Origin of the sequence: Pasteurella sp. XG20 (genome assembly GCF_018968665.1) — a bacterium.
In the GTDB taxonomy this organism is placed as follows: Bacteria; Pseudomonadota; Gammaproteobacteria; order Enterobacterales; family Pasteurellaceae; genus Pasteurella; species Pasteurella multocida.
Map to the genome: position 1 here is coordinate 1783523 of NZ_CP076656.1, position 19114 is coordinate 1802636.

The window sequence follows — 19114 nt, forward strand, 5'->3', positions numbered from 1 at the left end:
TTTATTTCATCTTACAAGTACGGTTTGCTCCACGCCAAGAAGGTGTTTTCATCAATCACTTTGACGCCAAGCTCATTGGCTTTTGTCAGTTTTGAACCTGCGCTGTCACCTGCCACCACCAGATCCGTTTTGGCAGAAACACTGCCACTGACTTTTGCCCCTAACTGCTGGAGTAAGGCTTTCGCTTCAGTCCGCCCCATTTGCGTTAAGGTGCCAGTTAACACCACTGTTTTCTCTTTAAATGGGTTATCTCCAACATCTTTGACTTCTACGGTTTCCCAATGGATGCCCTGCGCAATCAGATCATCGACTACTGCCACATTATGCGGTTCACGCCAGAACACAAAAATCCGATTAGCAACCACTTCGCCTACATCTTGTACTTCTTGTAGTTGCTCCAGCGTCGCTTCTTTTAATGCCTCTAAGGTCTTAAAATGATTGGCTAAGTTGAGTGCGGTGGCCTCGCCCACTTCACGAATACCTAGCGCAAAAATAAAACGCGCTAAAGTCGTTTTTTTCGCTTTCTGTAAACTGTCGAGGGCATTTTGCGCAGATTTAAGCCCCATGCGCTCTAAACGAGCCAACGTGTTGAGATCCAATTTAAATAAATCCGCTGGGGTATGAATTTGTTCTCTGTCCACCAACTGTTCAATAAGTTTTGCCCCAACACCATCAATATCCATGGCTTTACGTGAGACGAAATGTTTCAATGCTTCTTTACGTTGTGCCGCACAGAATAAACCGCCCGTACAACGAGCAACGGCCTCACCTTCAATACGTACAATCACCGAACCGCAAACTGGACATTCTGTCGGAAAAACGATCTTCTCTGCATTGGCTGGGCGTTTTTCATGTAGCACACCAATAATTTGTGGAATCACATCTCCCGCGCGGCGAATAATCACCGTATCACCAATTGCCACATCCAAACGTGCAATTTCATCGCCATTATGCAGTGTTGCATTACTGACCGTCACGCCTGCGACGAACACAGGTTGTAACTTCGCGACGGGTGTAATTGCACCGGTTCTCCCCACTTGAAACTCCACCGCATTTAATACTGTCAATTCTTCTTGTGCTGGGAATTTATAGGCAATTGCCCAACGAGGCGCCTTCGAAATAAAACCTAATTCCTCTTGTAAAGCAATATCGTTGACTTTAATCACTGTCCCATCAATGTCATAGCCCAAAGTGCTCCGTTTTTGCATAATCGCACGGTAGAAATTGAGCACATTTTCCGTTCCTTCACATAACTGAATCTCATTATTTACTGGAATACCAATGGATCTTAACCATTGTAAGCGTTCAAAATGGGTATCAGGTAAATCAATCCCCTCTGCGACACCAATGCTATACGCGTTTAATAGCAACGGACGTTGGCTAGTAATTCGCGGATCTAACTGACGCAATGATCCCGCTGCCGCATTACGTGGATTGGCAAAGGTCTTCTCCCCTCTGGCTAACGCTTTTTCATTTAATGATTCAAAGCCCGCTTGCGACATAAAGACTTCTCCACGTACTTCCAAACGCGTCGGTGGATTTTCCATTAACAATTGCAAAGGGATATTACGTACTGTGCGAATATTTAACGTAATGTCTTCTCCTGCACTCCCATCACCACGGGTCGCTGCTTGTGTCAATTTTCCATCTACATACAAAATACTGACCGCCAACCCATCTAATTTCGGTTCGCAACAAAATTCAAGTAATTTAGGGGAAAAAACCAGACGGTCTTGAATACGTTTGACAAAAGCATGCAACTCTTCATCTGAAAATGCATTATCCAAGGACAGCATAGGCATTTCATGTTGCACTTGCGCAAACGCAGAAAGGGGTTTCGCGCCCACTCGTTGTGTAGGAGAGTCCGAGCTAAACCATTGTGGATATTGTTGTTCCAGCATTTTTAAACGATGAAATAAACGATCGTATTCCGCATCAGGAATTTGTGGATTATCTAAGACATGATATTGATATTCATGATAACGTAGCGTTTGGCGTAATTGTTCTATTTCTAATTTAATACTGTCTGTCATATAAAACCCTGATAAAAATCACCGCACTTTTGCAGATTCGACGCGTAATTTTACAATACTTTGAGCCTATTGATTAAAGAAATTTAACACCTATTATTTTTACGCAATTTTAGCTCAATTATTGAACTAAAAATCTATTTTGTATAAAATTCATACATAACAAAAAACAAAATTACGTTAATACAGGACGTTTAACATGACTCATCTAAAAAAGTCTTCTTTACCACTAATTCTCACCTCCCTTTGTTTATCGTCAAATGTTTGGTCATCTGTTAATACAACATCTTGTGGTGAGGGATGCACAGTTACAGAAGAAATAGACACGGCAACTGACACACATATCATTACCATAGATGGCGATAAAAGCCGATCTTATTCCCGCCACCTAGCCGTTTTAGAAGATAATAAAAGATACCGTCTGACAAATCATCTACATTTAGAAAATGAAAACTATAAAGTCTATGTATCAGAAGGAAATAATGCGCGCAGTGCGGAAATTATTAACCATGGCAAACTGATTAGTTCAACCCCTGCTGGTGCCACCAGTGCAATTGATGCACAATGGGGCAATATTACTGAGAAATTGCACGTTACAAATTATGGCGAAATTCGAACAGATGGCTTAGGTGGCAATGAGTGTGCGATATGCTCTCGTTATTTTAAACGAGCAGCCACACTTGCTGAAAGTACTTTAAAAACGCCAACAGAAGTGGTTTACGAAGTACATAATCTCGGTAAAGAGGCACAACTCTTAGCGAATGGCGGACCGAGTATTTGGTTAGACAATGGTAAATTCACTCATATCAATAATGAAGGCACTATTCTTTCTAAAAGTAAAGTTATCCCTTCCGTCGCAATTAGATACACGACTCATGCTGATTTACAAAATCGTGGCACTATCAAATCGCTTGGTCACAGTGCTGTTTTTATCCAAAATGCGAATAAGATAGACTTCATGAATAGTGGTAACCTCGAAAGCAGTGATCCCACTAAAACTATCGTATCATTGGGCGGAGAATCTGTTTCTCTCGTCAATGCAGGCAAGATCAGTTTTAGCCAGAACGACCCAACCAAACAAAGCCGTGCTATTGGGTTAACGGGCAGTGAAAAAGTAGAACTGATTCTCAAAACCGGGTCAAAAATTGACGGGTTCGTGGCTACGAGTGCTAACGGTAAAAACAATCAATTAATTTTGACAGAAACAGGGGAAGAACAGGGATTATTGTACGGTAAAAATAAATTCCAGAATTTTCATGCCCTTACGATGCGTGGCGAAAAATGGACATTGTCCGATCCTTTTATTTTTAAAGAAACAATGTATGCCGAATCAGGGCAACTCGTCTTGAAACAAGGTAGCTTAACGGCTGCAAATATCATATTAGGTGAAAAAAGTGAATTGCTGTTTGCCAGTGATTATGAATTAAATGGTAAATTCACCCATCAGGGTAAGTTTACATTCGCACATCATAAACCGACACCAGTGTTTAAAAATGTGACTATCAATGAGGATTACCAAGGACATAACGGTACGCTCCATTTATCTGCGGATTTTAATGGTACGACAAATCCAACCGACACTTTATTCATTCGAGGCAATGCAACTGGGAAAACACGCGTCGCGATTCACCATATTGGCGCTGATGCAGAAAACGCAGTCAACGGTGTCAAAATTATTGAAACAAACACCTCCACAGACAATGCGTTTGTCATCGATAATTATCTGTCAAAAGGTGCGTTTGTGTATCATCTTGAGAAACGACATGAAACCAACCAAGATAATTGGTATTTGACTAGCTACATTGGGGGGACGCCAAGCTATCGCGCAGAAATGGCAAGCTATGCTAATAACCTCTATGCTGCCCACCAGCTTTTTCAACTACGTCTTGAAGACCGTTTATCTCGTCATCATTTTTTAAATCAATCTGCCGACAAAACATTTTGGATACGTGCTGTTGAAGGAACAAATCATAATCGAATGCGTGATAACCAAAACACAACAAAAGCCCAACGTTATGTCACGCAATTAGGCAAAACTGTTATTAATCAAGCACATTATCATGCCGGTGTGATGTTCGGCTACGCCAAACAAAGCAGTAAAACACGCTCATCTCGTGTCGGGACTTCACGCGGCAAAGTACAAGGTTATGCACTTGGTGTTTATGGTACTTGGTATCAAAACCCAAATGATGACACCGGCTTATACATTGACAGTTGGCTACAATATCAATGGTTCAAAAATCAAGTGATCAATCCAGCCTCATCTAACGATAACTATCGTACACAGGGACTGAGTGCCTCACTTGAGCTAGGCTATCACTTGCCACTCGTTCAATATACCGTAGCAGATCTGAAACATAGCTTCAATATTCAGCCTCAAGCACAATTTATTTGGCAAAAGCTAAATAGCAAACAGCTTAGAGATCCACAACAGACGCTGATTCATTATATAGGGCAGCAAAATACACAAACACGTCTTGGTGTCAGATTCAGTTTAGATAGCCATTTCTTAAACACGCAATGGAATTTAAAACCTTACTTTGAGGTGAATTGGCTACATCACGCAAAAGACTACGGCATCACCATCAATGACGTAGTAAACTATATTGAAGGAGCAAAACAGCTATTTGAGTATAAGGCGGGTATCGCGTCTCAATTTGGTCGTCATCTGCGCTTTTGGCTAGACACCACACACCAAAGAGGAAAACAACAATTTAAAGATAATCAGCTTAATGTTGGTTTCAATATTCTGTTTTAACGAAATAATCAGGCTATTGAAATAAAAAGTGCGGTGAAAAAAAACGGGATTTTTCACCGCACACGCTTATTGAGGTAATGCTTGTTATTCAAACCAAATTAAACTTGCCATACGACCAGTTCGTTGCTCACGTCGATATGAAAAAAATTTCTCTTTCTGTGCGAATGTACAATAGTCACCACCGCTGACTTGGCTAATGCCTAGTCTATTGAGGCGTTGTGTAGCTAATAAATATAAATCTGCTAAATATCTTTCTTTAACATCAGGATCTGGTAAAAAAGCGTGCTCAGCATCAGGATCTTGCTGTATAAATTGTTCCCGTACTTCTTTGCCCACTTGAAAATGAGGCTGACTAATCGCCGGTCCCAACCAAGCAATAAGTTGCTCGGCAGGCGTATTAAATTTCTCCACCGTTCGCTCTAAAATTCCATGACATAGTCCTCGCCAGCCTGCATGTGCCGCTGCAACTTCATTTCCCGCTGTATTTGTCAACAACACTGGTAAACAGTCAGCTGTCATAACTAAACAGACTTGATTTGCTTGGTTGCTATACACGGCATCTGCTTCGACATTATGCGCTGTTGTAGGTAGAGTCAGTACATGTGTGCTGTGTATCTGGTTTAAAAAACGTGGGAATTGGGGTAATTTTAACGTGTCGACCAATAAAGTGCGGTTACGTTCCACTGTTTTTGGATCATCGCCTACATGATCACCTAAATTCAAACTAGCATAAGGTGGCGAGCTATATCCACCTTGCGTTAAAGTACTAAACGCACGAACATGCGTTGGCGCATGCCAATTGGGTTTGAGTACATCCATTCGATCACCTATTAATAATCTAAATCGTCTTGATGTAATTGATAATCCGCTTTTAATGCTTCGACTAATTCCACGAAATCTGTTGGCAAAGGCGCATGCCATTCCATCAGCTCACCTGTAATGGGGTGTGCTAAACGAAGCATAATCGCGTGCAATGCTTGACGTTTAAAATCACGCAAAGTTTGCATCAATTCTTCACTGGCATTTTTCGGCGGTCGTGGACGTCCACCATAGGTTTGATCACCTAATAAAGGATGGGCAATATGTGCCATATGCACACGAATTTGGTGGGTTCGCCCGGTTTCAAGACGTAAACGCAAACGGGTATAGTTACGAAAGCGCTCCATAATGCGATAATGGGTCACCGCCGGTTTCCCCATAGGGTGTACTGCCATATGTGTACGTTTCGTCGGATGACGTGCCATCGGTTGATCCACCATGCCGCCTTTCGTCATAATGCCACAAGCAATGGCTTCATATTCGCGGGTAATTTTACGCTTTTGTAAATCTCGTACTAATTTTGTTTGTGCAGGAATGGTTTTCGCAATCACCATTAATCCCGTTGTATCTTTATCTAAACGGTGTACGATGCCCGCACGAGGTACTTCTGCAATAGCAGGATAATGATAAAGTAAAGCATTTAATACGGTCCCAGAGGCATTACCCGCACCGGGATGCACAACGAAATCCTTAGGTTTATTAATCACTAAGATATCGTCATCTTCGTACACAATATTTAGCGGTAAATTCTCAGGCTCAAAACGGGTGTCATCTTCAATCTCCACCACAATTTCAATTTGCTCGCCTCCATAAACCTTGGCACGCGGTACGTTCACAACGTCGCCATTGACGTGAACTAAATCCTGTTCAATCCACGTTTTTAAGCGAGAACGAGAATAATCTGGGAACAATTCAGCTAAAGCTTGGTCTAACCGTTGTCCCAGTTGAGATAGCTGAATTTCAGCTGAAAGGGTGATTTGTGCCATAAATAAAAAAATCCATGAATGAGGTTTGCTTATTTAATAATGTTATATACAATAATGAGTCATTGTAACTCATTTATCATTGCTCGTAAAAATAAGGATTATCTAATGCGTAAATTAAAATCGTTCACGTTTATTGCTTTAACCGCATTTGCTATCACTGCGTGTTCCGGCTCTAAAGATGTTGAACAGCGTCCAGAACAAGAGCTTTATAATGTTGGTCAAACGCATTTACAAAACGGAGATTATTCACAAGCAATCCGTTATTTGGATGCTGTCCGTAGCCGTTTCCCTGGTAGTAGTTATAGTGAACAAACACTATTAAATTTGATTTATGCAAATTATAAAACGCAAGATTATACACAAACTTTAGTCTTAGCTGATCGTTTTTTCCAACAATATCCGACAAGCCGAAATTTAGATTATGTCCTTTATATGGCAGGCTTAACGAATGCAGCATTAGGTGATAACTATATTCAAGATTTATTTAGAATCGATCGCGCTACACGTGAAAGTAGCTCAATCAAAGCCGCATTCGCGAACTTCCAGACCCTAGTGCAAAATTTCCCAAACAGCCCTTATGCACAAGACGCGCTTGCTCGCATGGCGTATATTAAAGCCAGCCTTGCTCGTCATGAATTAGCGATTGCCAAATTCTATGCGAAACGTGATGCACATGTTGCTGTGGCAAATCGTGTTGTAGGCATGCTACAACAATATCCAGATACACAAGCAACTTATGAAGCTTTACCGCTGATGCAAGAGGCTTACGAAAAAATGAATTTAAACGATCTGGCTGCCAAAACTGCCGCGATTATCGAAGCTAATAAAGGCAGAACCTTTGCTGAAATCGAAAAACCAGCGGAGCCTGAAGGCTTATTAAAACAATAAACCACTTATGATTTAAAAATAGGACGAGTGTTACACTTTGTCCTATTTTTTTATGTCATTTATTCTGCAATCAAAATCTGTGCAAGTGGCATATCCCAAGCTTGGCTAGGTAAATGGTCAACAAATTGACAGGCATGTGCAAGTCCTACAGGGATAAAAGATTTTTCCTGCCAACCTTGTAACGTGCGATCATAAAATCCCCCGCCCATTCCAAGACGATTCCCTTGTTTATCGAAAGCAACAAGAGGCGTAAAAATTATCTCTAGCGCGCTTATTGGCACAACGTCTTGAACATTGAGTTGAGGTTCTAAAATACCAAATGAATTCTTATACATAACCGATTCTGGATGATAGCGTAAAAACAACAAATGCCCCGGACAAAAAGGATGCAAAACAGGTACAGCAACTTGTATGCCTTGCTGCCATAAACACGTAATGAGCTGCTGAGTAGATACTTCTCCATCGAAAGATAAATAAAGCGCTACTGTGTTTGCTTTTTTCTGTGCAATCAACTGCAATGCTTGTTGTGTAATAGACTGTTCGGCTTGTTGTTGCTCAAGTGCGGTGAGTTTTTGACGACGTTTTCGAATGTCATTTCGAATTTTTTGGCGAAGCAGAGAATCAGTATTCATGAATATTGGTTGTAAGGGAAGAACCCGAGATGCCGCTGCAAGTCTCAGTCCTTGAACCCAACGGTTCAAGGGAATCAGTTATAACTATTTTTAGGCTTCTTAGTCAAGCTAAGCATGCACACCAACAATTAGAAACCGATTCATAAAATAAAAGTATCGGCTCAGGGACATAACCCACTGGCAAACACCTCAGGTAATCTTTACTTAATACTAGCTTAATTTAAGGTGATTGACTAGCGATAATTCACACATCTCACTTTCCGTCACCCTAATCGCAAATTAATTGTTCACTTTTTGGGTTAAAATGCTTTCAAGAGAATGATCAAGTTGTTGAATGCGGTGCTGTAATAACGCCTCAATTGAGGTGGTCTTTTGCTGTGCTTGTAATAATTCATAGCTTAAATTTAACGCAACAATCGACAACACGCGTTCTAACTGTAAAATCCCTGTGCGTTCTTTCATTTCACTGACACGTAAATCAAGCTCTCTTGCTGCTTGTTTTAATGCTTCATGCTGCTCTTCTGGACAATTTAAACGTAAAACCTGCCCTAATACAGGTAACTCAATACTTTTAGACGACATCTCGCCTCCATTCAGCGTAATTATCAGGATTTAGGATGGCGACATTATGCCATAGCTAAAAAAATCCGTCTAATTATTGGTTGCCTAGTCGTAGAGTGGTAAACTGAACAGAATTTATTACAGCATAACCTAAGGATACAAGTATGTCGTCGTATTCCGACTTTTCTCAACAATTAAAAACCGCCGGTATCGCTTTATCTGCCGCAGAATTACATGGTTTTCTCACAGGTCTAATCTGCGGGGGCATCCACGATCAAAGTTGGCAACCCCTGCTTTTCCAATTTACGAATGAAAATCACGCTTATCCCACCGCACTGTTGCAAGAAGTCACTCAAATACAGCAACGCATCAGCAAGAAATTAGCCGATATTGATGGTTTTGACTTTGAATTATGGTTACCTGAAAATGAAGATGACGTCTTTACTCGTGCCGATGCATTATCCGAATGGACAAACCATTTTTTACTTGGTTTGGGGCTCGCCCAACCGAAATTAGATAAAGAGAAAGGTGATATTGGTGAAGCTATTGATGACTTACACGATATCTGTCAACTCGGTTACGATGAAAGTGACGATAAAGAAGAACTCAGCGAAGCATTAGAAGAAATCATTGAATATGTCCGTACTCTAGCTTGTTTGTTATTCACGCATTTTCAACCCCAACTCCCTGAACAAAAACCCGTATTACATTAAGTGAGATGATAAAGGAGAATAAAATGGATTTAGCTTATATGGCTGCGATGCCTCAAGAAGAATTTGCTGAACGCCGCCATCGTGTCTTTCAACAAATGCAAGAGGATGCTGTACTTATCGTTTTCTCTGAAATTGAAAAACGCCGTAGCAACGACTGTACTTATCCTTTCCGTCAAGACAGCTATTTTTGGTATTTAACTGGGTTTAATGAGCCCAATTCCGTATTGATTCTGGCTAAACATGGACAAACAACCGAAAGCATTATTTTTGTTCGTCCTTCCGATCCCTTACGTGAAACTTGGGATGGTCGCCGTTTAGGTGTAGCCAATGCTCCCCAAAAGCTGCAATTAGATCGTGCCTTCTCAATTGAAGATTTTCATACCGAGTTGCCTAAAATTTTAGCAAAAAGTACCGCACTTTATCATGTTAACGCACTTCACCCTTGGGGCGATGCACTATTAGTTGAAAATGATATCAATTTAGAAACAACTCTTTGTTGGAAAGGCATGTTAGATGAAATGCGCCTATTCAAATCTGACAACGAAATCGCCCTTATGCAACAAGCCGGACAAATCAGTGCCTTGGCCCACATTCGAGCTATGCAAAAAACACGTCCAAATCGCCTTGAATATGAAATTGAAGGGGAGTTATTGCATGAATTTAACCGTTTTGGTGCGCGTTTTCCATCTTATAATGCGATTGTTGCCGGTGGTGAAAATGCCTGTATTCTGCATTACACTGAAAATGATATGCCACTAAAAGATGGTGATTTAGTGCTGATTGATGCGGGTTGTGAGTTTGCGATGTATGCAGGCGATATTACACGCACTTTCCCTGTGAATGGAAAATTTAGCCAAGCACAACGAGAAATTTATGACATCGTGTTAAAAGCACAAAAACGGGCGATTGAATTATTAGTACCAGGCAATTCTATCCAACAAGCTAACGATGAAGTCGTTCGGATCAAAGTGGAAGGCTTAGTGAAATTAGGTATTTTACAAGGTGATGTAGAAACCCTGATCCAAAATGAAACCTATCGCCAATTTTATATGCATGGGCTAGGTCACTGGCTAGGGCTTGATGTCCATGATGTTGGTAGCTATAGCAAAGATCAGCAGAATAATAACCGCAATAGTAAAGTACGTGACCATCCACTTGAAGTCGGTATGGTATTGACAGTTGAACCGGGGCTTTATATTTCAGAACAAGCAGATGTCCCTGAGCAATACAAAGGAATTGGTATCAGAATTGAGGATAACCTGCTAATCACCGAATACGGTAATAAAAATCTCACTAGTGCTGTACCAAAAGAAATCGATGAGATTGAAAAATTAATGGCGGGCAAATAAAGGATCATTTTATGCTTGAAGCAGCAAACTACGATGTGATTATTGTAGGTGGGGCGATGACGGGAACAACGCTAGCCCTTGCACTCAGTAGCAAAACAGCGGGGAAAATGAGAATTGCTGTCCTTGAAAAGCAAGTAACTCATCATCACCAACAAAGTGGCTTTGATGCGCGTTGTATTGCTTTATCTGACGGTAGTTGCCAGCGTTTTGCGCAAATCCAATTACCTCAGTCACTGCATCTTTGGTCACGTTTGCAGCCCGTCAGCACCCCCATTCATAAGATCCACGTGTCTGACAAAGGGCATAGTGGTTTGCTGGAATTCAGGGCACAAGAGTTTAATTTGCCCCAATTAGGTGCAGTCATTGAATTAACCCAAGCAGGGCAAATACTCCTCAATGCCATTCAAGAATACACGCATATTGACTACCTTGCACCGATTGAGATTGAGAACATCACACGAAATGACGCGCATGTCGAAATCAAGCTGAAAAATCACCGCACTTTACGTGGTCAACTTTTAGTTGGCGCAGATGGTACACAATCCTTGGTCGCCAAAGCCGCTAATATCGCACAGAAAGTCGTACGCGAATATCGCCAAACAGCGATCATCACCAATATCTTGGTACAACATGATCATCAGTATCGCGCTTTTGAGCGTTTTACTGATGAAGGACCGCTCGCTTTATTGCCAATGCAAGATAATCTGATGTCATTAGTTTGGTGCGTTAAAGATGCTCAACAATTAATGACACTCAATGATCAGGCGTTTTTATCTGCCTTACAAGATCGTTTCGGCTGGCGTCTAGGTAAACTGCTACAATGTGGACAACGTTTTACTTATCCATTGAATCTATATCAAGCCGAACAACATATCCAACCGCGCATTGCCTTAATTGGCAATGCCGCCCAAACGCTGCATCCGATTGCGGGGCAAGGTTTCAATTTAGGCATTCGCGATGTGATGACCCTCGCCGATGTGGTCGCCACACATTATCTACAACAAAAAGATATCGGTACTTACGCACATTTACAAGCATATGAAAAACAACGTCAGTCAGATCAACAGCAAACGCTACGCTTAACTGATGATTTACTTTCTATCTTTGCAAATCATTTATTACCATTACAATTTGGACGAACACTTGGCTTAATGACACTGTCGCAATCAACCTTATTGCGACAACATTTTGCCAAACTGGCATTAGGGTGGACTTAAACATGAAAACATTTGATCTGGTTATTGTCGGTGGTGGCATGGTTGGGCTCGCTCTCGCTGCTCGCCTCGCTAACGCACCACTACACATTGCGCTGATTGAGGCATTTCCGCCAACAACCTCACTAGAAACAGTTACTCATCGCGTGAGTGCGTTAAACCTGGCGAGCCAGCATTTACTGACTCAACTCGGTGTCTGGCAAGACATCACCCACATACGAGCAACGGAATACAATGCCATGCACGTATGGGAAAAAGATAGCTTTGCTCATATTCATTTTACGACCGCAGGATTAGGCATTTCTCACTTAGGGCATATTGTTGAAAACCACGTAATTCAGCAAACATTATGGCAAAAAGTGAATCAACAAAAAAATATCGAAATACTCACCGCACTTCCACAAACATTAGGCTTAACCGAAAGCCACGCCATGCTCTCACTCAATGATGGTCAAATGGTCGCCACCAAATTACTAGTGGCTGCCGATGGTGCAAACTCTTGGGTACGCAAACAAGCAAACATTCCACTTGTTTTTAGAGATTATGGACATCATGCATTAGTTTGTAATGTGGCAACCACAGAACCGCACCAACATTGCGCACGCCAGATATTCTCAAAAGACAGTATCCTTGCCTTCTTACCCTTACATCAACAACACCTTTGTTCGATAGTTTGGTCACAACCTGGAGAACAAGCAGAGCACCTTGCACAATGTGATGAAGAAGAATTTAATCGCGCATTATCTGTCGCCTTTGATATGCATCTGGGATTATGTCAAGTTCAAGGGGAAAGACAAGCGATTAAGTTAACAGCACGTTATGCCCGTGATTTTGCTCAAAATAGAATTGCGCTCGTAGGTGATGCAGCACACACTATTCATCCTCTAGCAGGTTTAGGGGTCAATTTAGGCTTACAAGATGTTATCGAATTGGCGCGGACAATAGAAGAAAATATAAAAGCAGATGTGGATATTGGACAATATCGTTATTTACGCCACTATGAACGTAAACGGAAGAAAGAGGCCATGAAAATGTTACTTGTCATGCAAGGCTTAAAAGATCTTTTCCATGGAGATCATCCAATCAAGAAAATGATCAGGGGCATTGGATTGAGTGCAACTGATAAATTTAGCCTTGTCAAAACAGAATTAATGAAACAAGCCTTAGGATTATAATGACACATATAAAAAAAGCGTGGTTTGATATTTATCGAACCACGCTTTTTTATCCCTTCTCATTTATCATAGCATGCTGATCAGATACTACCTAACAACATTTCTATAAAAGAGACCGCACTGGAACACTCGGATTAAGTCAAATTTTCGTCATACTATCTTATACACACGAAAGATAAGTTGTGAAAATGATAATATTGAGACGATTTTTAGAAAACAAAAAAGCCGTAAGTTAATGATTTACTTACGACTTTATCTACATAATAATGGCAGGGGCGGAGAGGCTCGAACTCCCAACACCCGGTTTTGGAGACCGGTGCTCTACCAATTGAACTACGCCCCTAGAAAGAAAGCGAAACCTAATTCGCTTAAATAAGTGGCGGAACGGACGGGACTCGAACCCGCGACCCCCTGCGTGACAGGCAGGTATTCTAACCAGCTGAACTACCGCTCCGCGAAATTTGATATTTGGTAGTGACCTACTCTCACATGGGGAACCCCCACACTACCATCGGCGTTACAACATTTCACTTCTGAGTTCGGCATGGGTTCAGGTGGGTCTGCTGCACTATGGCTACCAAAAAATTTTTATTTGATTAATTCACTTATCATTAAATGAACTAATCAAATAATGACCTGGCGGTGTCCTACTCTCACATGGGGAAGCCCCACACTACCATCGGCGTTACAGCGTTTCACTTCTAAGTTCGGCATGGAGTTAGGTGGGTCCACTGCACTATCGCCGCCAAGATATTCGGTTGATGTCTTCTCTTGTCTTCTCTATTCTTCTGTTCTTCCTTCGTGCTTTCTTCACTCTCGCACTTTAATCAAAAACAAGCTGTCTAAAGTAATTTTCTCTTCTTCGTCTTTTCGTCTAACGTCTCACTCAACACCCAAAAACACTTGAGCGTTGTATAGTTAAGCCTCTCGGGCAATTAGTATTGGTTAGCTCAATGTATCACTACACTTACACACCCAACCTATCTACGTCGTAGTCTACAACAACCCTTACTGACTTAAAGTCAGGGATGACTCATCTCTTGGCAAGTTTCGTGCTTAGATGCTTTCAGCACTTATCTCTTCCGCATTTAGCTACCCAGCAATGCCTCTGGCGAGACAACTGGAACACCAGTGATGCGTCCACTCCGGTCCTCTCGTACTAGGAGCAGCCCCAATCAATCATCCAACGCCCACGGCAGATAGGGACCGAACTGTCTCACGACGTTCTAAACCCAGCTCGCGTACCACTTTAAATGGCGAACAGCCATACCCTTGGGACCTACTTCAGCCCCAGGATGTGATGAGCCGACATCGAGGTGCCAAACACCGCCGTCGATATGAACTCTTGGGCGGTATCAGCCTGTTATCCCCGGAGTACCTTTTATCCGTTGAGCGATGGCCCTTCCATTCAGAACCACCGGATCACTATGACCTGCTTTCGCACCTGCTCGACTTGTCTGTCTCGCAGTTAAGCTTGCTTATACCATTGCACTAACCTGACGATGTCCGACCGTCATTAGCAAACCTTCGTGCTCCTCCGTTACGCTTTGGGAGGAGACCGCCCCAGTCAAACTACCCACCAGACACTGTCCGAGTACCCGTTTCAGGCACTTCGTTAGAACATCAAACGTTAAAGGGTGGTATTTCAAGGTCGCCTCCACAATGACTGGCGTCACTGCTTCAAAGGCTCCCACCTATCCTACACATCAAAATTCAATGTTCAGTGTCAAGCTATAGTAAAGGTTCACGGGGTCTTTCCGTCTAGCCGCGGGTACACCGCATCTTCACGGCGATTTCAATTTCACTGAGTCTCGGGTGGAGACAGCCTGGCCATCATTATGCCATTCGTGCAGGTCGGAACTTACCCGACAAGGAATTTCGCTACCTTAGGACCGTTATAGTTACGGCCGCCGTTTACTGGGGCTTCGATCAGGAGCTTCTCTTTCGATAACACCATCAATTAACCTTCCAGCACCGGGCAGGCATCACACCCTATACGTCCACTTTCGTGTTTGCAGAGTGCTGTGTTTTTAATAAACAGTTGCAGCCAGCTGGTATCTTCGACTTACTTCACCTTCATCCGCAAGGGACTACAATTACTGTAAGCGCACCTTCTCCCGAAGTTACGGTGCTATTTTGCCTAGTTCCTTCACCCGAGTTCTCTCAAGCGCCTGAGTATTCTCTACCTGACCACCTGTGTCGGTTTTCAGTACGGTTTAGATAAACCTGAAGCTTAGTGGCTTTTCCTGGAAGCAGGGTATCAGTTACTTCAGTCCCTTAAGACCTCGTCATCAGCTCTCAGTGTTTATAAAGACCCGGATTTGCCTAAGTCTTCCACCTACCACCTTAAACAGACATCCAACAGTCTGCTAACCTAACCTTCTCCGTCCCCACATCGCAGTTTATCCAAGTACGGGAATATTAACCCGTTTCCCATCGACTACGCTTTTCAGCCTCGCCTTAGGGGCCGACTCACCCTGCCCCGATTAACGTTGGACAGGAACCCTTGGTCTTCCGGCGAACGAGTTTTTCACTCGTTTTATCGTTACTTATGTCAGCATTCGCACTTGTGATACGTCCAGCAACCCTCTCGAGCCACCTTCATCCGCTTACACAACGCTCCCCTACCCAACAGAATAAATTCTGATGCCGCAGCTTCGGTGCTATATTTGAGCCCCGTTACATCTTCCGCGCAGGCCGACTCGACTAGTGAGCTATTACGCTTTCTTTAAATGATGGCTGCTTCTAAGCCAACATCCTAGCTGTCTAAGCCTTCCCACTTCGTTTCCCACTTAATATAGACTTTGGGACCTTAGCTGGCGGTCTGGGTTGTTTCCCTCTCCACGACGAACGTTAGCACCCGCCGTGTGTCTCCTGAGTATCACTCTTCGGTATTCGCAGTTTGCATCGGGTTGGTAATCCGGGATGGACCCCTAGCCGAAACAGTGCTCTACCCCCGAAGGTGTCCGCTCAAGGCTCTACCTAAATAGATTTCGGGGAGAACCAGCTATCTCCCGGTTTGATTGGCCTTTCACCCCCAGCCACAAGTCATCCGCTAATTTTTCAACATTAGTCGGTTCGGTCCTCCAGTTAGTGTTACCCAACCTTCAACCTGCCCATGGCTAGATCACCGGGTTTCGGGTCTATACCTTGCAACTCAACGCCCAGTTAAGACTCGGTTTCCCTTCGGCTCCCTTATTCAGTTAACCTCGCTACAAAATATAAGTCGCTGACCCATTATACAAAAGGTACGCAGTCACAAGGTTGCCCTCGCTCCTACTGCTTGTACGTACAGGGTTTCAGGTTCTATTTCACTCCCCTCACCGGGGTTCTTTTCGCCTTTCCTTCACAGTACTGGTACTGGTTCACTATCGGTCAATCAGGAGTATTTAGCCTTGGAGGATGGTCCCCCCATCTTCAAACAGGATTTCTCGTGTCCCGCCTTACTTATCGTAAGCTTAGTTCCACTAACATACTTTCGAGTACGGGATTATCACCCTCTTTGATTTGGCTTCCCAGCCAATTCCTCTAATATGCTAGCTAAAACTTACTGGCTCTTCCGCTTTCGCTCGCCGCTACTCACAGAATCTCGGTTGATTTCTTTTCCTCGGGGTACTTAGATGTTTCAGTTCTCCCGGTTCGCCTCAATAAACTATGTATTCATTTATTGATAGTAGATTCTTCATCTACTGGGTTTCCCCATTCGGATATCTTGGATTAAACGCCTCTTATCGACTCATCCAAGCTTTTCGCAGATTAGCACGTCCTTCATCGCCTCTGATTGCCAAGGCATCCGCCCTGTACGCTTAGTCACTTAACCATACAACCTCAAGTATTCTTACTTAATCTCAATTAATCCATTAACCTTTGCTAATGCATTAATCAAGTTTCATCACCTTGATGTTGTGTTTAAACGCTAAACACTTGCATGCCTTTTTTCATGCAAGATTTTTCTACTCAGACTTTCTTTCGAAAATCTCTTCAGTTTTTCAGCTTGTTTCCAATTTTTTAAAGAACAGTAAAGACAACAAAAGTCATCTTTAAATGGCGTCCCCACGGGGATTCGAACCCCGGTTACCGCCGTGAAAGGGCGATGTCCTAGGCCTCTAGACGATGGGGACAACATGTAAAGATGCTCTCCACTTTGCCATATGTTTTATTCATACAATCTACCAAACAATCTGTGTGAACACTTGCAGTCGCTTCATTTTAGGTAAGGAGGTGATCCAACCGCAGGTTCCCCTACGGTTACCTTGTTACGACTTCACCCCAGTCATGAATCATACCGTGGTAAACGCCCCCCCGAAGGTTAAGCTATCTACTTCTGGTACAACCCACTCCCATGGTGTGACGGGCGGTGTGTACAAGGCCCGGGAACGTATTCACCGCAACATTCTGATTTGCGATTACTAGCGATTCCGACTTCATGGAGTCGAGTTGCAGACTCCAATCCGGACTTAGATGCACTTTCTGAGATTCGCTCAAGCTCGCACTCTCGCTGCCCTCTGTATGCACCATTGTAGCACGTGTGTAGCCCTACTCGTAAGGGCCATGATGACTTGACGTCATCCCCACCTTCCTCCAGTTTGTCACTGGCAGTCTCCTTTGAGTTCCCGACCGAATCGCTGGCAACAAAGGATAAGGGTTGCGCTCGTTGCGGGACTTAACCCAACATTTCACAACACGAGCTGACGACAGCCATGCAGCACCTGTCTCTAAGTTCCCGAAGGCACAAGCTCATCTCTGAGCTCTTCTTAGGATGTCAAGAGTAGGTAAGGTTCTTCGCGTTGCATCGAATTAAACCACATGCTCCACCGCTTGTGCGGGCCCCCGTCAATTCATTTGAGTTTTAACCTTGCGGCCGTACTCCCCAGGCGGTCGATTTATCACGTTAGCTTCGGGCACCAAGCATATAGCCCAATCCCCAAATCGACAGCGTTTACAGCGTGGACTACCAGGGTATCTAATCCTGTTTGCTCCCCACGCTTTCGCACATGAGCGTCAGTACATTCCCAAGGGGCTGCCTTCGCCTTCGGTATTCCTCCACATCTCTACGCATTTCACCGCTACACGTGGAATTCTACCCCTCCCTAAAGTACTCTAGACTCCCAGTCTGAAATGCAGTTCCCAAGTTAAGCTCGGGGATTTCACATCTCACTTAAAAGTCCGCCTGCGTGCCCTTTACGCCCAGTTATTCCGATTAACGCTCGCACCCTCCGTATTACCGCGGCTGCTGGCACGGAGTTAGCCGGTGCTTCTTCTGTAATTAACGTCAATGATGCTATCTATTTAACAACATCCCTTCCTCATTACCGAAAGAACTTTACAACCCGAAGGCCTTCTTCATTCACGCGGCATGGCTGCGTCAGGGTTCCCCCCATTGCGCAATATTCCCCACTGCTGCCTCCCGTAGGAGTCTGGACCGTGTCTCAGTTCCAGTGTGGCTGGTCATCCTCTCAGACCAGCTAGAGATCGCAGGCTTGGTAGGCCTTTACCCCACCAACTACCTAATCCCACTTGGGCTCATCTTATGGCAGGTGGCCCTAAGGTCCCACCCTTTCCTCCTCAGAGAATACGCGGTATTAGCTGCAGTTTCCCACAGTTATCCCCCTCCATAAGCCAGATTCCCAAGCATTACTCACCCGTCCGCCACTCGTCAGCAAAGAAAGCAAGCTTTCTTCCTGCTACCGTTCGACTTGCATGTGTTAAGCCTGCCGCCAGCGTTCAATCTGAGCCATGATCAAACTCTTCAATTCAAAGTTCAATCGCTCAATAAACTGCTTAGCTAAAAGTTTACATTTACTTCAAAAGTATCATGAATTTTCAGTATTAAGCACCTATTAAGACTTCAATTTTAAAATTTTTTAAATGAAATCAATCAACAAGTGCCCACACAGATTGTCTGTTAGATTGTTAAAGAACAAAAAACAACGACGCGAGGTGTATCTACTATCTCGTACAACGTCGCGTCGTTGTGTGGGGCGTATTA

General features: G+C 43.3%; 11 protein-coding genes, 3 tRNA genes, 4 rRNA genes and 1 other RNA gene. 6 read left to right on the forward strand and 13 right to left on the reverse strand.

Features of this window, described 5'->3' with window-relative positions:
* Window positions 1-11: 11 nt before the first annotated feature.
* Window positions 12-2033 (reverse strand): NAD-dependent DNA ligase LigA, encoded by a 2022-nt coding sequence (gene ligA, locus KPF51_RS08300; protein ID WP_005724606.1) that lies wholly within the window; start codon window positions 2031-2033, stop codon window positions 12-14.
* A 196-nt stretch (window positions 2034-2229) separates the two neighbouring features.
* On the opposite strand from ligA, the gene KPF51_RS08305 reads away from it, so the two are divergent.
* Window positions 2230-4788 (forward strand): autotransporter outer membrane beta-barrel domain-containing protein, encoded by a 2559-nt coding sequence (locus KPF51_RS08305; RefSeq protein ID WP_064972586.1) that lies wholly within the window; start codon window positions 2230-2232, stop codon window positions 4786-4788.
* A gap of 84 nt (window positions 4789-4872) precedes the next feature.
* On the opposite strand, the gene pgeF is transcribed toward KPF51_RS08305, so the two are convergent.
* The gene (gene pgeF, locus KPF51_RS08310) at window positions 4873-5607 is read right to left on the reverse strand and encodes a peptidoglycan editing factor PgeF (RefSeq protein WP_005724616.1); all 735 of its coding nucleotides are present in this window, start codon (window positions 5605-5607) and stop codon (window positions 4873-4875) included.
* Between the two features lie 11 nt (window positions 5608-5618).
* Window positions 5619-6593 (reverse strand): 23S rRNA pseudouridine(1911/1915/1917) synthase RluD, encoded by a 975-nt coding sequence (gene rluD, locus KPF51_RS08315; RefSeq protein ID WP_005724618.1) that lies wholly within the window; start codon window positions 6591-6593, stop codon window positions 5619-5621.
* A gap of 105 nt (window positions 6594-6698) precedes the next feature.
* Here rluD and KPF51_RS08320 point away from each other — a divergent pair, with 105 nt between their 5' ends.
* Window positions 6699-7481, forward strand: coding sequence for an outer membrane protein assembly factor BamD (locus tag KPF51_RS08320; protein WP_005718725.1), 783 nt, complete (start codon window positions 6699-6701; stop codon window positions 7479-7481).
* A gap of 59 nt (window positions 7482-7540) precedes the next feature.
* On the opposite strand, the gene KPF51_RS08325 is transcribed toward KPF51_RS08320, so the two are convergent.
* The 3 genes from KPF51_RS08325 to KPF51_RS08335 all read right to left on the reverse strand — a co-directional run bounded on the left by KPF51_RS08325 (window position 7541) and on the right by KPF51_RS08335 (window position 8695).
* Window positions 7541-8113: a 5-formyltetrahydrofolate cyclo-ligase gene (locus KPF51_RS08325; RefSeq protein ID WP_005724621.1), complete on the reverse strand. Its 573-nt coding sequence runs from the start codon at window positions 8111-8113 to the stop codon at window positions 7541-7543.
* Window positions 8114-8130: 17 nt separating this feature from the next.
* Window positions 8131-8312, reverse strand: a non-coding RNA gene (gene ssrS, locus KPF51_RS08330) — 6S RNA.
* 80 nt (window positions 8313-8392) lie between these two features.
* The gene (locus tag KPF51_RS08335; RefSeq protein ID WP_005718731.1) at window positions 8393-8695 is read right to left on the reverse strand and encodes a cell division protein ZapA; all 303 of its coding nucleotides are present in this window, start codon (window positions 8693-8695) and stop codon (window positions 8393-8395) included.
* Between the two features lie 143 nt (window positions 8696-8838).
* On the opposite strand from KPF51_RS08335, the gene KPF51_RS08340 reads away from it, so the two are divergent.
* From KPF51_RS08340 to KPF51_RS08355, 4 genes are read left to right on the forward strand one after another with little or no spacing between them, the layout of a single operon-like run.
* Window positions 8839-9387: a YecA family protein gene (locus KPF51_RS08340; protein ID WP_005724622.1), complete on the forward strand. Its 549-nt coding sequence runs from the start codon at window positions 8839-8841 to the stop codon at window positions 9385-9387.
* A gap of 23 nt (window positions 9388-9410) precedes the next feature.
* Window positions 9411-10736: a Xaa-Pro aminopeptidase gene (pepP, locus tag KPF51_RS08345; RefSeq protein WP_061406383.1), complete on the forward strand. Its 1326-nt coding sequence runs from the start codon at window positions 9411-9413 to the stop codon at window positions 10734-10736.
* Between the two features lie 11 nt (window positions 10737-10747).
* Window positions 10748-11953, forward strand: coding sequence for a 2-octaprenyl-6-methoxyphenyl hydroxylase (ubiH, locus tag KPF51_RS08350; RefSeq protein ID WP_005724626.1), 1206 nt, complete (start codon window positions 10748-10750; stop codon window positions 11951-11953).
* Between the two features lie 2 nt (window positions 11954-11955).
* The gene (locus KPF51_RS08355; protein ID WP_005724628.1) at window positions 11956-13125 is read left to right on the forward strand and encodes an FAD-dependent 2-octaprenylphenol hydroxylase; all 1170 of its coding nucleotides are present in this window, start codon (window positions 11956-11958) and stop codon (window positions 13123-13125) included.
* Window positions 13126-13392: 267 nt separating this feature from the next.
* Here KPF51_RS08355 and KPF51_RS08360 read toward each other — a convergent pair.
* The 7 genes from KPF51_RS08360 to KPF51_RS08390 form a co-directional block, all read right to left on the reverse strand.
* Window positions 13393-13468 (reverse strand) — tRNA-Trp (locus KPF51_RS08360).
* Between the two features lie 34 nt (window positions 13469-13502).
* Window positions 13503-13579 (reverse strand) — tRNA-Asp (locus tag KPF51_RS08365).
* 12 nt (window positions 13580-13591) lie between these two features.
* Window positions 13592-13707, reverse strand: a 5S ribosomal RNA gene (gene rrf / locus KPF51_RS08370).
* A gap of 52 nt (window positions 13708-13759) precedes the next feature.
* A 5S ribosomal RNA gene (rrf, locus tag KPF51_RS08375) occupies window positions 13760-13875 on the reverse strand.
* A 164-nt stretch (window positions 13876-14039) separates the two neighbouring features.
* Window positions 14040-16945 (reverse strand): 23S ribosomal RNA (locus KPF51_RS08380).
* A gap of 225 nt (window positions 16946-17170) precedes the next feature.
* Window positions 17171-17246, reverse strand: a tRNA-Glu gene (locus KPF51_RS08385).
* A gap of 93 nt (window positions 17247-17339) precedes the next feature.
* Window positions 17340-18881: ribosomal RNA gene (locus KPF51_RS08390) — 16S ribosomal RNA — on the reverse strand.
* The 16S, 23S and 5S rRNA genes sit together here with 3 tRNA genes alongside, the layout of an rRNA operon.
* Window positions 18882-19114 lie beyond the last annotated feature (233 nt).